Origin of the sequence: Salipiger sp. 1_MG-2023 (assembly GCF_030547555.1) — a bacterium.
Lineage (GTDB): Bacteria > Pseudomonadota > Alphaproteobacteria > Rhodobacterales > Rhodobacteraceae > Salipiger.
On sequence record NZ_JAUOQN010000005.1, the window covers coordinates 79766 to 94835 of the forward strand.

A 15070-nucleotide genomic window follows, 5' to 3' on the forward strand; every position below is an offset into this window, starting at 1 on the left:
CCCCCGGCCCCCTCTGGCCGGGGGTTTTCCGTTTCCCCACCCGAGGCCGCCATGTCCGACATCATCGACGAGACACTCGCCAATCACAACAAGACCCCCGAGGCCGCCCCCGAAGCCGGGGCGTTTGGCCGGGCCGTCAACGCGGTGGGGGTGCTGTTTGCCATCGGCATTCTCGCTTCCGCCGCGCTGCTGATGTACGAGGTGGTGCTGCGCTACGCGTTCAACGCGCCGACCAAATGGGTGCATGAAACCGTGGTGTTCCTGAGCGCCATCGCCTTTGTCTACGGCGGGCTTTACGCCGCCGCGATCGACAAGCACATCCGCGTGGTGATCTTCTACGATCGCATGTCCGAGGGGCTGCGCAGGCTGTTCGATGTGGGGATCTCGGTGATCTGCCTCGTGGCGTCGGTGTTCTTCGCCTGGGCGGCGTGGCTGAGCGTGAAGCGCGCCGCATGGACACCGCAGGGCGAGTTCCGGCTGGAAACCTCGGGCTCTGCGTGGAACCCGGCCTATCCAGGGCTGCTCAAGATCTTTCTCCTCGTGATCCTGATCCTGCTGGCGATCCAGTTTGCGATCTTCACGGTCAATTACCTGCGCAAGAAAGCCGACTGATGGAATTCCTTGATTTTCAGGCGATGGGCATTGGCGGCGCGACGCTGGCCATGTTCATCATGCTGCTGGTGCTGCTGCTGACCGGGATGCCGCTGGCCTTCGTGACGCTGCTGGTGGCGCTGATCTTCGCGCTGGGGTGGTTCGGGCCGATGGCGGTGCCGCTGATCACCTCGCGGATCTTCAGCTTTGTGAACAGCTTTGTCTTCGTCTCGGTGCCGATGTTCGTGCTGATGGCGGCGATCCTCGACCGATCCGGCATCGCGCGCGATCTGTTCGATGCGATGAAGGTGCTGGCCGGGCGCATCCGCGGCGGCGTCGCCATCCAGACGCTGCTGGTGGCGGTGGTGCTGGCCGCTATGTCGGGCATCATCGGCGGCGAGGTCATCCTGCTGGGCCTGCTGGCGCTGCCGCAGATGCTGCGGCTGGGTTATGATCGCAACCTTGCCATTGGCGTGTGTTGTGCGGGCGGCGCGCTTGGCACCATGGTGCCGCCGTCGATCGTGCTGATCATCTACGGGCTGACCGCCAACGTGTCGGTGGGCGATCTGTTCAGCGCCGCCTTCATTCCGGGGCTGATGCTGGCGAGCTTTTACGCCGCCTATATCCTGATCCGCGCCTATCTGAACCCGGCGCTGGCCCCCATCGCCGAACCCGAAGACATCAGCCGCCGCGAAAAGCTGCGCCTGCTCAAGGGGCTGTTCCTGCCGATCCTCGTGGTGATCTTTGTGCTGGGGTCGATCTATGGCGGCATCGCATCGGTGACCGAGGCCTCGGCCATCGGGGTCATCGGGGTCACGCTGTCGACCATCATCCGCGGCGAATTCAGCGTCGAGCTGATGATCGGCGCCGCCAAGCAGACGCTGCGCACCGTGGGCATGATCGTGTGGATCGGCATCGGCGCCTCGGCGCTGGTGGGGGTGTTCAACCTGATGGGCGGCATCAACTTCGTCTCCAGCCTGATCACCGGCATTTCCGACGAGCCGATCGTGGTCATCCTGTTCATGATGCTGATCCTCTTCGTGCTGGGCATGTTCCTTGACTGGGTGGGGATCGCGCTGCTGTGTATGCCGATCTTCGTTCCCATCGTGCGCGAGATGGGCTACGACCCGGTGTGGTTCGGCGTGGTGTTCGCAATGAACATGCAGGTCAGTTTCCTGTCTCCGCCGTTTGGCCCGGCGGCGTTTTATCTCAAATCCGTGGCGCCGCCGGATATCTCGCTCGGCGACATCTTCCGCTCGCTGCTGCCGTTCATCGCGATGCAGGTTCTGGCCGTCGCGCTGCTTATCATCTTCCCCGGCATCACCGGACACTAGGAGCCTTGTCATGACCGACCCCCGCAAGCTGCGTTCGACAAGCTGGTTCAACGATCTTGGCGACCCCGAGATGACGGCGCTGTATCTGGAACGCTATCTCAACTACGGGCTGACCCTTGACGAGCTGCGCTCGGGCAAGCCGATCATCGGCATCGCCCAGACCGGCAGCGACCTGTCGCCCTGCAACCGCCATCACATCGAGCTGGCCAAGCGCACCCGCGACGGCATCATCGCCGCTGGCGGCGTGCCGCTGGAAATCCCGGTGCACCCGATTCAGGAAACCGGCAAGCGGCCCACCGCGATGCTGGATCGCAACCTTGCCTATCTGAGCCTTGTCGAAAGCCTGTTCGGCTATCCGATCGACGGCGTGGTGCTGACCATCGGCTGCGACAAGACCACGCCCGCGCTGCTGATGGCCGCCGCCACGGTGAACATCCCTGCCATTGCCTTCAGCGTCGGGCCGATGCTGAACGGCTGGCACAAAGGCGAGCGCGCCGGCTCTGGCTCGGTGATCTGGAAGGCGCGCGAGAAATACGCTGCCGGCGAGATCGACGGCAACCAGTTCCTCGACATGGCCGCCGCCTCGGCGCCGTCGGTGGGTTATTGCAACACCATGGGCACCGCCAGCACGCTCAATTCGCTGGCCGAGGTGCTGGGGATGCAGCTGCCCGGCTCGGCCTCGATCCCGGCGCCCTACCGCGAGCGCGGCCAGATGGCCTATGCCACCGGCAAGCGCATCGTCGACATGGTGCATGAGGATCTGCGCCCGTCGCAGGTGATGACGCGCGAGGCGTTCGAGAATGCCATCGTGGTCAATTCCGCCATTGGCGGGTCGACCAACGCGCCGATCCACCTTGTGGCCGTCGCCCGGCATCTGGGCATCGAGCTGACCAATCAGGATTGGGAAAGCGTCGGCTATGACGTGCCACTGCTGGCCAATGTGCAGCCTGCGGGCGCCTACCTGTCCGAGGATTTCCACCTTGCGGGCGGCCTGCCCGCCGTGGTGGCCGAACTGCTGCGGGGCGGGCTGATCCCGCACCCCGACGCGCGCACCGTCACCGGCGACAGCTTTGCCGGGCTTTACGCCGATGCGCCTTGCGAGAACGCCGATGTGATCCGCCCGCTCGACAAGGCGCTGACGCCGCATGCCGGGTTCCTCAACATGACCGGCAACCTGTTTGACACCGCGATCATGAAGACCTCGGTGATCACCCCGGAATTCCGCGGCCGCTACCTGTCGGACGAGGCCGATCCGATGGCCTTCGAAGGGCCGGTTTTCGTGTTCGACGGCCCCGAGGATTTCCACAAGCGCATCGACGATCCGGCGCTTGGCATCACCGCGCAAAGCATCCTTGTGATGCGCGGCGCAGGCCCGCGCGGCTATCCGGGCGGGGCCGAGGTGGTGAACATGCGCCCGCCCTCCTACCTGATCAAGCAGGGCATCCGCGGGCTGCCCTGCATTGGCGATGGGCGGCAATCGGGCACCTCCGGGTCGGCCTCGATCCTCAATGCCTCGCCCGAGGCGGCGGCGGGGGGCAACCTTGCCATCCTGCGCGATGGTGACATGCTGCGCGTCGATCTGAACACCCGCACCGTGCAGCTGATGGTCGATGATGCCGAGATCGCCGAACGCCGCGCCGCGCTGGAGGCCGCCGGTGGCTATCAGGTGCCGCAAAGCCAGTCGCCGTGGCAGGCGATCTTTCGCGACCGGGTGCGCCAGTTCGCCGATGGCATGGTGCTGGATGGTGCGGACGAATTCCGCGACATCGGCAATGCCACGATGCCGCGCCACAGCCACTAGGGCGCAACTGCTGCGCCGCGCGGCAGCGCGCCCATCCCATGCGCGGTTCGACGCGGCCCGCGCCGGAACCCGCTTGCGGCGCGGACCCTGACAGGCAACATCGCACGGGCGGAGCAGATCCGCCGCCCGTGCAGCCTGAAAGAGACCTCATGACCCGTTCCATCCTTGCCGCCACCGCCCAGCTTGGCCCCATTCAACGCTCCGAACCGCGCGCACAGGTGGTCGCCCGGCTGATCGCTCTGATGGAAACCGCCCATGCCCGTGGCGCCCGGCTGGTGGTGTTTCCCGAACTGGCGCTGACCTCGTTCTTTCCGCGCTGGCTGCTTGAGGGCGCGGCGCTGGATGCGTTTTACGAAACGCAGATGCCGGGGCCAGACACCCAGCCGCTGTTCACCCGCGCCCGCGAGCTTGGGGTGGGGTTCTACCTTGGCTACGCCGAGCTGACGCCGGGCGGGCAGCGCTTCAACACCTCGATCTTTGTCACGCCCGACGGCGAAATCGCCGGGAAATACCGCAAGATCCACCTGCCCGGCCATTACAATTTCGAAGACTGGCGCGCCTTCCAGCATCTGGAAAAGCGCTATTTCGAACATGGCGATCTGGGCTTTGGCGTGTTCGACGCCATGGGCGGGCGCTTTGGCATGTGCCTGTGTAATGACCGGCGCTGGCCCGAGACCTTCCGCGTGCTGGGGTTGCGCGGGGCCGAACTGGTGATGCTGGGCTACAACACGCCGCAGCATTATCCGCAGGCCCCCGAACACGACCATCTGCAGGATTTCCACAACCACCTGTCGATGCAGGCCGGGGCCTATGCCAATGGCGCTTGGGTGATCGGCACCGCCAAGGCGGGGCTCGAGGAAGGCTGCGAGCTGATCGGCGGCTCGTGCATCATCGCCCCGACGGGCGAGATCGTCGCCCGCACGCAGGGGCGCGGCGACGAGGTGGCGGTGGCCGAGATCGACCTTGATCGCTGCACCGAGCTGCGCCGCAACATCTTCAACTTTGCGCTGCACCGCGAGCCGGGCGATTACGGCCCGATCTGCGAGGGCGCCGAGACCCGCGCCGCCACCCGCGAGGCCTATACCATGGCTGATCGCACTACGCGCTGAAATGCCACCTCGACGCGGCGCGCCCTCCGGGGGATGATCGGCCCCGTGGGCAACAGGGGGGCAGATATGGGCGCGACCCGCGTGAAGACCGCCATCTTGCTGCTGGCCCTCGCCGGGTTGACCGCAGGGCTGGCGCTGCACCTGTCGGGGCAGGCAGGGCTGGCGACGCTGGCGTGGTGGGCCGGGGTGCTGCCGGCGCTGACCGCGCTGGTGATCGAGATAGCGCGCAGCCTCGGGCGCGGGGAAACCGGGCTTGATATCGTCGCCGCGCTGTCGATGAGCGCGGCGCTTGGCTTTGGTGAAACCCTCGCCGCAGCGGTGGTGGCGGTGATGTATTCGGGGGGCACCTTCCTCGAAGGCTTTGCCGAGGGCCGCGTGCGGCGCGAGATGCAGGGGCTGCTGTCGCGGGTGCCGCGCAGCGCCACGCGGCACCGCAATGGTGCGCTGCAAGAGATCCCGCTTGACGAGGTTGCCCCCGGCGACCGGCTGCTGATCCGGCAGGGCGATGTGGTGCCAGTGGATGGCACGCTGGCCTCGGCCACTGGCTTTGTCGATGCCTCGGCGCTGACCGGGGAATCGCTGCCCCTTCGGCTGGAACGCGGCGGTGAGGCGATGAGCGGCGCCACCAACGTCGGCGAGGCGTTCGACATGATCGCCACCCGCCCGGCCCGCGACAGTACCTATGCCGGCATCGTGCGCCTTGTCGAGGCAGCGCAGCGGGCGCGCGCGCCGATGGCGCGGCTGGCGGATCGCTGGGCGCTGGGGTTTCTCGCGGTGACGCTGCTGATCGCCAGCGCGGCCTGGGCGCTGAGCGGCGATCCGATCCGCGCTGTGGCGGTGCTGGTGGTGGCGACGCCCTGCCCGTTGATCCTTGCGGTGCCGGTGGCGCTGGTGGCGGGGCTGTCGCGGGCGGCCCATTACGGCGTGCTGATCAAGGGCGCCCCGGCGCTTGAGGCGCTGGCGCGGATGCGGGTGCTGATCCTCGACAAGACCGGCACGCTGACCGACGGGCGGCCGCAGATCGTGTCGATCACCTGTCTTGGCGGGCAGACCGAGACCGAGATCCTGCGCCTTGCCGCCGCGCTGGATCAGGCCTCGCAACATCCGGTGGCGCAGGCCATCGTCGCTGCGGCGCAGGCGCGCGGGCTGGCGCTGCCGGTGCCATCGGGCGTGACGGAACATCCCGGCGAGGGGCTTGTCGGGCAGATCGAGGCGCAGCGGGTGATCGTGGGCGGCGAAGGCTTTGTCGCGGCGCAGATCGGGGCGAACCCCGGCGGCACGGCGCTGGATGCAGGCGCGGTGCTGGTGGCGGTGGCGGTTGACGGGCGCATGGCGGGGCATCTGGTGATGGCCGATCCGCTGCGCGCGGGCATGGCGCAGATCCTGACCGGGCTGCGCCGCGAAGGCATCGCCCGCATCGTGCTGGCCACCGGCGATCGGCGCGAGGTGGCCGAGAGGGTGACGCAGGGGCTTGGGCTTGACGGGCTGAGCGCCGGGATGACCCCGGGCGGCAAGGTGGCGCTGGTGCAGGCCGAGCGCGCGCAGGGCCCGGTGATGATGGTTGGCGACGGGGTCAATGACGCACCGGCGCTGGCGGCGGCGGATGTCGGCGTGGCGATGGGGGCGCGCGGCGCGGCGGCCTCGGCCGAGGCGGCGGATGTGGTGCTGCTGGTGGACCGGATCGACCGGCTTGGCGCGGGGCTTGCCATCGCGCGGGGCGCGCGCCACATCGCATTGCAAAGCGTGGTGGTGGGCATCGGCCTGTCGGTGCTGGGAATGATCGCCGCCGCCTTTGGCGCGCTCAGCCCGGTGCAGGGGGCATTGCTGCAAGAGGTGATCGACGTTGCGGTGATCCTCAACGCGCTGCGGGCGCTGCGGATCGTGCCACGGGTCTGACCGCAACCGGCATCTTCGGGCAGACAGCAGAGACAATGCGCCGCGGGTCCACAGGGAAGACGGCGGTATCAGGGCGCGGCCCAAACGGCGCCATCGCCCCGCAAACCCTGTCTGCAATTGCGTCTGTGCGGCGCTTGCGACACAATAGACGAGCGGGCGCATGGGGTGACCGTTCGGGCATTGCGCAGGGCCCAGTATGACCCTTTCGAAAGGACGCGGCATGAAGCCGGAGCAACGGCGGGAACTGATCGTGCAGCTTGTCGAAACGCTGGGTGAGGTGCATGTGGATGCGCTTGCGGAGCGATATGGCAGCTCGCGGGAGACCATCCGCCGCGACCTGAGCGCGCTGGATGCCAGAGGGCGGCTGCGCAAGTTTCACGGCGGGGCGCGCGGCATCGCCGCGCCGGGCGAACCGGGCCTGACCGAAGGCCCGCTGGATGCCCGGCTTGCCACGCTGAGGGTCGAAAAAGACGCCATCGGCCAACGCGCCGCCACGCTGTTCGGCGAAGGCGCCACGCTGTTTGTCGACACCGGATCGACCACCATCGCCTTTGCGCGCGCGCTGGCCCGCCGCCGGGGCCTGACGGTGATCAGCAATTCTTCGCAGATCGCGGCCGCGCTGGCGCAATCCGACGGCCGTCACCGCCTGTATCTGCTGGGCGGAGAGATCGCCGCCGAGGGGCGCGAGACGCTGGGCGCGCTGGCCATCCAGCAGCTTCAGCAATTCACAGCCGAACATGCGGTGCTGACCATCGGCGCCATGACGCCGGACGGGATCATGGATTACGACCTGCGCGAAACCGAACTGGCCCGCGCCATGATCGCCCGCGCCGCCAGTGTCACGGTGCTGGCCGATCACAGCAAGCTGGACCGCGCCGCCGTCTTCGAAGTGGCCTCGCTTGGCAGCATCGACCGGTTGGTGACCGATCGCGCCCCGTCGCCCGAGATGGGCGCCGCGCTGCGCAGCGCCGGGGTCGAGGTCATCGTCGCCCCGGTGGGCCGCTAGCCCGCGGCCATGAGCTGGCGCAGCAGGCTGATCGGATGCTGCAACGCGCGGTTCGCAACCTTGGCGCTTTGACAGCGGCAGGAATAGCCCGTTGCAAGGATGATATCCGGCTCCGCCCCGGTTGCTGCTGCGGTGGCATCCTGCCACGACTGGGCAAAGATCGCCTCGGATGTGGCCCGGTTCACGGTCTCATGCCCCCACATGCCGGCCATGCCGCAACAGCCTGTTGCGGGGATGTGCAACGTGATGCCGAAGCGGGCAAAGACCTCCCGCCAGCCCGCATGTCCTGCCGCGCCTTGCACCCGCTCCGAGCAATGGGGCAGCAGCCGCACCCGCATCGGCGGCGCTTGCACCGTGTCGTTCACCAGCGCGGCCAGCAGCTCTTGCGGGCTGAGGGGGCGGGGGGTGCCCTCGGGGTAATCTGTTTTGTAACAGGCGGTTATCGCGGGTTCGATCTGTACCATGCGGGTGCCGGTGGCGTCGATGCGGCGCAGCAGATCGGCCTGCGCCCGGGCCTGCGCGGCGGCCCCGCGCACACGCCCGAGCACTTGGCGGGCCTTGCCCGAGGGGCGGTAGGGCGCAACGCGCAGGCGGTGGCCCAGCCTGTCCAGAACCTCGGCCAGATCGGCCACCAGCTGCGGTTCAAAGAACCGGGTAAAGGTGTCGGGCACCAGCACCACGTCGCGCGCCGGGTCCAGCGTTTCAAGGTCTCGCAACTGGTCCAGCGGCGGCGTATGCAGCGGCAGCGCCGGCAGGGCAGTCAGGCCGATGCGATGCATCAGCGCCGCCCCCGGCCCTTGGGTCATCAGGTTGGCCAGCCGGGGCAGGCGGGCGGCATAGGGCAACAGCGCCTCAAGCTGGTCGAGCGCGTAGTGGCGCAGCGGGCGGCGATGCCGGGCGTGATAGCTTTGCAGAAACCCCGCGCGCAGCTTGGGCACATCGACCCGGATCGGGCATTGGGTGGTGCAGGCGGCGCAGGACAGACAGCCGTCCATCGCCTGTTTCACATCCGCCTCGAAATCGGGATCGGCGGCACCATCAGGCCCGCCCTGCCGCAACCATTCGCGCATCAGCGAGGCGCGGCCCTTGGGGGAATGGCGCCGATCGCCGGTGGCCTTGTAGGACGGGCACATCACATCGCCCGCATCGCGGTTGAAACAGGCGCCATTGCCGTTGCAGGCAAAGGCCGAGGCATGATCCGCGCGCAGCCCCTCGGGCACCTGCCGGTCCATCTGCCCCCGCGTCGGCACGCCGTCGATCTGCCACAGGGCGCTGTCATCCGGGGTGGCGATCTTGCCCGGATTGAGCTGGTTGCGCGGATCGAACGCCGCCTTGATCTGTTGCAATGCGGGATACAGCGGGCCGAACACCTCGGGCACATATTCCGAACGCACCCCCTTGCCATGTTCGCCCCACAGCAAGCCGCCGTGCTGATGAACCAGCGCCACCACCTCGTCGGTGATGCGGCGGATCAGGACCTCCTGCGCCGGGTCGGTCAGATCCAGCGCCGGGCGCACGTGCAGCACGCCCGCATCCACATGGCCGAACATGCCGTAATCCAGCCCTTCGCGGTCCAATATGGCCCTGAAACCGGCGATGAACGGTTCCAGCCGTTCGGGCGGCACGGCGCAATCTTCGACAAAGGGCAGCGGGCGTTTGCTGCCCCGCGCCCGCCCCAGCAGGCCGACCGACGCCTTGCGCAGCCCCCAGACCCGCGCCACATCCGCGCCTTGGGTCTGCGTCACCGCAAGCCGCCCCGGTCCGGCGGCAAGCCTGTCGCGCAGGGTTGTCACGTGGTCCGTCAACGCGCCCGCATCCTCGCCGGTGAATTCGACGATATTCACCCCCGCCGCATCCGCCACCGGAAACAGATGCGCCACGGCGGCAAAGCCGGGTTCTTCGCGCGCCAGCCCCAGCACCCGGCTGTCGATGGTTTCGACCGAGGTCGCGCCAAGGCTCGCCATCTCGCGCGCATCGCGCAGCGCGGCCTGAAAATCGGGGTAGAACACCAGCAGCAGCGCGGTGGCGGCGGGGATCGGCAACAGGTTCAGCGTGGCCTCGCTGATCAGGGCCAGCGTGCCCTCTGACCCGCAGATCACCGCCGCCGGGTCGATGCGGTCACCCTGCCGGATATGGGCCAGATCATAGCCGGTCAGCGTGCGGTTGAGCTTGGGAAAGCGCTGCGCGATCAGCTCTGCCTGATCGCGGCTGAGGGTATCGAGCGTTTCCAGCACCGCGCCGCTGCGCCCGGTTCCGGGGACAAAGGGCGCGCGCTGCGTCTGGATCACCTCGCCCCCGATCAGCGCGGCGCGCAGCGACAGCACATGGGTCGAGGTCTTGCCATAGGCGCAGGACCCTTGCCCGCAGGCATCGGTCGAGATCATGCCCCCGATCGTGGCACGCGACGATGTTGACAGTTCGGGCGCAAAGAACAGCCCATGCGGGCGCAGCGCCGCATTCAGCTGGTCCTTGATGACGCCGGGCTGCACCCGCACCCGGCGCGCCGCAACGTCGATGTCAAGGATCCGGGTCATGTGGCGCGAACAATCCACGGTGATGCCGCCGCCCAGCGATTGCCCGTTGGTGCCGGTGCCGCCACCGCGCGGGCGCACGGTAACGCCGTGAAACTCGGGCTGGTCGAGCAGGCGGGCGATCAGCGCAAGGTCGGCTTCATCGCGCGGATAGACCACGGCGCCGGGCAGCAGTTGATAGATCGAATTGTCCGTCGCCATCACCACCCGGTCGCCGGGGGCTATGGAGACGGTGCCTGCAAACCCCTGAGCCGTCAGGGCTTGGGCAAAGTGTCGCTCGGCCTTTGTGGGCGGGGGCATGTGGCGCGTCATCGCAGAGCTTTCGGCTGGGGCGGCAGCGCCGCGGTGCGCGGAATTTTGACGCAGAGCGTGACCGAGTGCAACAATCGCGGCAAATTAAATGGGGCCGATATTGTGCATTCGGTTAGCAAAATGCACGTTCAGTCAATATGCTCCTTGGGGCTGACGATGGAGGTGGCGCTTGGCCCTTGAGACAGCGGAAGCGGATGTCGCGATCATCGGGGCCGGTGTCGTCGGCTGCGCCATGGCGCGTCGCTTTGCGCTGGAAGGCGCAAGCTGCGTGCTGATCGAAGCGGCCCCGGACATTCTGGCCGGGGCGTCCAAGGCGAACAGCGCCATCCTGCACACCGGGTTCGATGCGCCGGTCGGATCGCTCGAACAGACCTGCATGCAGGCGGGCTATGACGAATACCTGCAGATCCGGGGCGCGATGAACCTGCCGCTGCTGGAATGCGGCGCGATGGTCGCCGCCTGGAACGAAGACGAAGAGTCGCGCCTGCCGGATCTGCTGGCGCAGGCCCATGCCAATGGCGTGCCCGACGCGCGCCTGCTGAGCCGCGACGAGGCGCGCGCGCGCGAGCCGCACCTGTCCTCACGGCTGCGCGGCGCGCTTCTGGTCCCGCGCGAACATGTGATTGATCCATGGTCCGCGCCGCTGGCCTATGCCACGCAGGCACAGATGCTCGGCGCGCGCCTTCTGTTCAACGCCGCCCTGACAGGTGCGCGGCGCAGCGGCGATCTGTGGCACCTGACAACCGCCGCCGGAGAGATCCGCGCCCGCAGCGTCATCAACTGCGCCGGGCTGTATGGGGATCGAATCGAAACCCTGCTGACCGGCGCCGCCCGCTTCGACATTCGCCCCCGCAAGGGGCAGTTCGTGGTGTTCGACAAGGCCGCCGCCCGCTGCCTGAACAGTATCCTGCTGCCGGTGCCCAACGAGCGGACCAAGGGCGTGGTGCTGACCCGCACCGTCTTTGGCAACCTTCTGGTCGGCCCCACCGCCGAGGAACAGCAGGCGCGCGAGCGCCCCGATGTCACCACCCCGGAACTGAGCGCGCTGATCGACACCGCAACGCGGCTGGTACCCGGCCTGCGCGACATGCCGATGACGGCGGTCTACGCCGGGCTGCGCCCCGCGAGCGAGCGCAAGGAATACCGCATCCACGCCGATCACGAACTGGGCTATTTCTGCGCCGGGGGCATCCGGTCGACCGGGCTGACCGCCGCGCTGGGGATCGCGCGCCATGTGTTCGCGCTCTGGGCGCGGGCAGCGCGGCCCGTCGCGCCCCCTGATCCGCCTGTGCCGGTCATGCCCAACCTTGCCGAAGGTCTGACCCGCGACTGGCAGCGCCCCGGCCACGATGGCATCGTTTGCCACTGCGAGATGGTCACCCTGCGCGAGCTGCGCGCCGCGCTAGACAGCCCTGTGCCGCCGGGCGATTTCGGCGGGCTGCGGCGGCGCACACGCTGCGCCATGGGCCGCTGTCAGGGCTTCAACTGCCTTGCCCGCATCGCCACGTTGTCCGAAGGGCGCCTGCGCGATCCGATCCTGCCGGAGGATCGCAGATGAGCGAGGCTTGCGATGTCGCCATCGTCGGAGCCGGCCCGGCCGGGCTGGCCTGCGCCACCGAACTGCGACGGCTCGGGGTGGGCCGTATCGTGGTGCTGGAACGCTTTGACGAGGCGGGGGGTATGGCGCGCCACTGTGCCCATCCGCTGTGGGGGATGCGGGAATTTCGCCGCTTTCTTGGCGGCCCGGCCTATGCCCGCCGCCTTGTTGCCCGCGCCTTGGCCGCCGGGGTCGAGATCAGAACCGGCACCACCGTCACGCGCATCCGCCCGCACGGGCGGCTTGAACTCGCAACGCGCGACGGGGCGATGATCCTCGACGCCGCGCGCGTCGTGCTTGCCACCGGGGCCCGTGAACAGACCCGCGCGCAGCGGCTGGCGCCGGGGATGCGACCCCTCGGGGTGATGAACACCGCGGCGCTGCAAGCGTTCCTCACCTTGGAACAGCGCCGCCCGTTTCGCCGCCCGGTGATCATCGGCAGCGAATTGGTGGCATTGTCGGCACTGCTGAGCTGCACGCGCCACGGCATACGCCCTGCGGCGCTTGTCGAGACCGACGACAGACCGCGCAGCCGGGGCATCTTTATGGCGCTGTGCAGGCTGCTCGGGGTGCCGGTGCTGATGGGGGCGACGCTGCTGTCGATCGACGGCGCGGCGCGGGTTTCAGGGCTGCGCCTGCTCCTGCGCGATGGCAGCGAGCGGGCGCTGGCCTGTGACGGCGTGGTGTTTTCCGGGCGTTTCACCCCCGAGGCCGCATTGGCGCGCGACAGCGGCCTAACGCTTGATCCCGGCACGCAAGGGCCGTTGATCGATGCGGGCTGGCGCAGTTCGGACCGGCATGTGTTCGCGGCGGGCAACCTGTTGCACCCGGTCGAAACCGGCGGGCGCTGCTGGGCCGAAGGACGCCATGTCGCGCGGCGTGTCGCGCAGGATCTATCGCAGGGCTCGCGCCAGCGCGAGGCGGTCGATATCCTCCTTGGCGACGGGCTGCGCTATGTCGTGCCGCAGCGGATTGCGGCGGGGCAAACCCCCTGCACGCTGGTTCTGCGCGCAAATGGCGCCCTGCGGGGGCGGCTGGTTCTCAGCGATGGCGCGGGGCGTGAACTGGCCGTGGCCAGCCTGCGCAGCCACCCCGAACAATCGCTGCGGCTGCAGGTGCCCGCACTGGACAGGGCGGCGCTGTCGGGCGATCTCTACCTGAGGCTGGAGGGAGAGGGCTAAGCGATGCGGGTGCTGGCGCTGGATCAGGGCACAACCTCGACACGCGGGATCGTCGCCGATGACGCGGGACACAGCCGGATCGTGCTGGCGCTGCGCCATGCCCAGCATTTTCCGCAGTCGGACCGGGTCGAACACGACCCGGCGGAACTGCTGGCCAACCTGCGCGCGGTGATTGCGGCCGCCGGGCCGGTGGACGCCATCGCGCTGAGCAATCAGGGCGAAAGCTGTCTGGCTTGGGATGCGCTGAGCGGCGCGCCGCTCTCGCCGATCATCGTCTGGCAGGACCGGCGCACGCAGGCCCGTCTCTCGGCCATGTCCCGACACGCGGCGCTGGTGCACGAGCGTGCCGGGCTGCCGCTTGATCCGTATTTTTCCGCCGCCAAGCTGGGCTGGCTGCTGGACAACGTGCCCGAGGTGCAGGCGGCGCATCGCGCCGGGCGGCTGCGGCTGGGCACCACGGATGGGTTCTTTTTGCAGAACCTGACAGGGCGGGCGCAGACCGATATCAGCACCGCATCGCGCAGCTCGTTGATGGGGCTGGACAGCGGCGCGTGGGATCCAACGCTATGCGATCTGTTCGGGGTGCCGATGGACTGCCTGCCCGAGATCCGCCCGACGGTTGGTGATTTCGGCAGCATCGATGACACCCCCGTCACCGCGGCAGTGGTCGACCAGCAGGCCGCGCTTTACGGGCATGGCTGCCGCGCGCCCGGAGACGCCAAGATCACCTTTGGCTCCGGAGCCTTTGCGCTGGCCCTGAGCGCTGGCGCGCGGCCCGAAACTGCAGACAGCGGTTTGTTGCCCACGGTGGCCTGGCAGATCGGTGGGCGCACCGCCTATGCGCTGGAAGGCGGGGTGCAGGCGGCGGGATCGGCGGTGGAATGGGCCATGCGGATCGGCCTGCTCGACACGACCGAGGCGCTTGCCGGGTTCTCCGCGCCCCCCGCGATCGACCGGGGGCTGGTGTTCGTGCCCGCCTTGTCGGGGCTTGGCGCGCCGCATTGGGATGGCTCGGCGGCGGGGCTGTTCATCGGCATGACCGGGGCCACCACGCGCGCGGACATGGCGCAGGCGCTCATCGAAGGCATCGCCCTGCGCGCCGCCGAGGTGATCGCCCGGCTGGGGCCGCTGACGCGGATGTCGGTCGACGGAGGCCTGTCGCGTTCGCCGTATCTGTGCCAGTTTCTGGCGGATGTGACGGGGCTGCGCCTGATCCTTCCGGGCACGGATGAGCTGACAGCGCTGGGGGGCGCGCAGCTGGCGGCGCTCGGGCGGGGCGGTGCGCTGCCGGGGCCGCCGGTGCGGGGCGAGGTTGTCCCCCGCACCTGTGACCGGTCTGCCCGCATGGCGCGGTTCGCGCAGGCGGTGGATCATGCCCGAGGCTGGCGCGCGGCGCTTTAGCGCAAGTTCTGGTAGGGTGAGTGAGCGAGGCGCACGAACGGTCAGCATTCAGGCTGAAGAACTGACCGTTCGCGCGTATTCACCGGCGGACAAGCCAATATTTCCGGTTGCTCTGGCGGCTTGGAGGCACCTGACACCCCTAACCGGGCAGGGATGACACACCAAAATCCGCTGACGGGCAGCGTTTTTGCACCGAAACCGTCGAATCCGCGCAGATGTTGGCTCAAGCCCATCTTTCTTGATGACCTTCGCAAATCATGCAGATAGCTTGCCCGAAACCACAATTGGCGCAGATCTGGCCGCCCACCGTT

At 68.3% G+C, this 15070-nt stretch carries 10 protein-coding genes; 9 read left to right on the forward strand and 1 reads right to left on the reverse strand.

Annotation, left to right across the window (positions count from 1 at the left end):
- Positions 1 to 51 precede the first annotated feature (51 nt).
- The 6 genes from Q4543_RS04295 (at position 52) to Q4543_RS04320 (ending at position 7737) form a co-directional block, all read left to right on the forward strand.
- Positions 52 to 612, forward strand: coding sequence for a TRAP transporter small permease subunit (locus Q4543_RS04295; protein WP_303436520.1), 561 nt, complete (start codon positions 52 to 54; stop codon positions 610 to 612).
- On the forward strand, positions 612 to 1925 hold the full coding sequence (locus Q4543_RS04300; RefSeq protein WP_303436521.1) for a TRAP transporter large permease subunit: 1314 nt from the start codon (positions 612 to 614) through the stop codon (positions 1923 to 1925). The genes Q4543_RS04295 and Q4543_RS04300 overlap by 1 nt, the downstream gene beginning before the upstream one ends.
- Positions 1926 to 1935: 10 nt before the next feature.
- The gene (locus tag Q4543_RS04305; protein ID WP_303436523.1) at positions 1936 to 3726 is read left to right on the forward strand and encodes an IlvD/Edd family dehydratase; all 1791 of its coding nucleotides are present in this window, start codon (positions 1936 to 1938) and stop codon (positions 3724 to 3726) included.
- A 149-nt stretch (positions 3727 to 3875) separates the two neighbouring features.
- Complete coding sequence (locus tag Q4543_RS04310) at positions 3876 to 4835, forward strand: N-carbamoyl-D-amino-acid hydrolase (protein ID WP_303436525.1); 960 nt, start codon at positions 3876 to 3878, stop codon at positions 4833 to 4835.
- 66 nt (positions 4836 to 4901) lie between these two features.
- Positions 4902 to 6731, forward strand: coding sequence for a heavy metal translocating P-type ATPase (locus Q4543_RS04315; protein ID WP_303436527.1), 1830 nt, complete (start codon positions 4902 to 4904; stop codon positions 6729 to 6731).
- A gap of 220 nt (positions 6732 to 6951) precedes the next feature.
- On the forward strand, positions 6952 to 7737 hold the full coding sequence (locus tag Q4543_RS04320; protein WP_303436529.1) for a DeoR/GlpR family DNA-binding transcription regulator: 786 nt from the start codon (positions 6952 to 6954) through the stop codon (positions 7735 to 7737).
- Here the strand turns inward: Q4543_RS04320 and Q4543_RS04325 are convergent.
- Entirely contained in the window at positions 7734 to 10568 is a 2835-nt protein-coding gene (locus Q4543_RS04325) for an FAD-binding and (Fe-S)-binding domain-containing protein (protein ID WP_303436531.1), read from the reverse strand. The genes Q4543_RS04320 and Q4543_RS04325 overlap by 4 nt on opposite strands.
- 181 nt (positions 10569 to 10749) lie before the next feature.
- Here Q4543_RS04325 and Q4543_RS04330 point away from each other — a divergent pair, with 181 nt between their 5' ends.
- Genes Q4543_RS04330 through Q4543_RS04340 form a run of 3 tightly spaced genes read left to right on the forward strand, consistent with a single transcriptional unit; the run spans position 10750 to position 14759 of the window.
- A complete protein-coding gene (locus tag Q4543_RS04330; protein ID WP_303436533.1) occupies positions 10750 to 12138 on the forward strand; it encodes an NAD(P)/FAD-dependent oxidoreductase in 1389 nt (462 codons plus the stop codon).
- Complete coding sequence (locus Q4543_RS04335) at positions 12135 to 13358, forward strand: NAD(P)/FAD-dependent oxidoreductase (protein WP_303436534.1); 1224 nt, start codon at positions 12135 to 12137, stop codon at positions 13356 to 13358. Before Q4543_RS04330 ends, Q4543_RS04335 begins: the two co-directional genes overlap by 4 nt.
- 3 nt (positions 13359 to 13361) lie before the next feature.
- Positions 13362 to 14759 carry an FGGY family carbohydrate kinase gene (locus Q4543_RS04340; RefSeq protein ID WP_303436536.1) on the forward strand — a complete coding sequence of 466 codons (1398 nt, stop codon included), beginning with the start codon at positions 13362 to 13364 and terminating at the stop codon, positions 14757 to 14759.
- Positions 14760 to 15070: the final 311 nt, after the last annotated feature.

Coding starts and splice junctions, on each gene's coding strand:
- Q4543_RS04305 (WP_303436523.1), top strand. CDS start 1,936: ATGACCGACCCCCGCAAGCTGCGTTCGACAAGCTGGTTCAACGATCTT.
- Q4543_RS04295 (WP_303436520.1), top strand. CDS start 52: ATGTCCGACATCATCGACGAGACACTCGCCAATCACAACAAGACCCCC.
- Q4543_RS04315 (WP_303436527.1), top strand. CDS start 4,902: ATGGGCGCGACCCGCGTGAAGACCGCCATCTTGCTGCTGGCCCTCGCC.
- Q4543_RS04300 (WP_303436521.1), top strand. CDS start 612: ATGGAATTCCTTGATTTTCAGGCGATGGGCATTGGCGGCGCGACGCTG.
- Q4543_RS04320 (WP_303436529.1), top strand. CDS start 6,952: ATGAAGCCGGAGCAACGGCGGGAACTGATCGTGCAGCTTGTCGAAACG.
- Q4543_RS04310 (WP_303436525.1), top strand. CDS start 3,876: ATGACCCGTTCCATCCTTGCCGCCACCGCCCAGCTTGGCCCCATTCAA.
- Q4543_RS04335 (WP_303436534.1), top strand. CDS start 12,135: ATGAGCGAGGCTTGCGATGTCGCCATCGTCGGAGCCGGCCCGGCCGGG.
- Q4543_RS04325 (WP_303436531.1), bottom strand. CDS start 10,568: ATGCCCCCGCCCACAAAGGCCGAGCGACACTTTGCCCAAGCCCTGACG.
- Q4543_RS04340 (WP_303436536.1), top strand. CDS start 13,362: ATGCGGGTGCTGGCGCTGGATCAGGGCACAACCTCGACACGCGGGATC.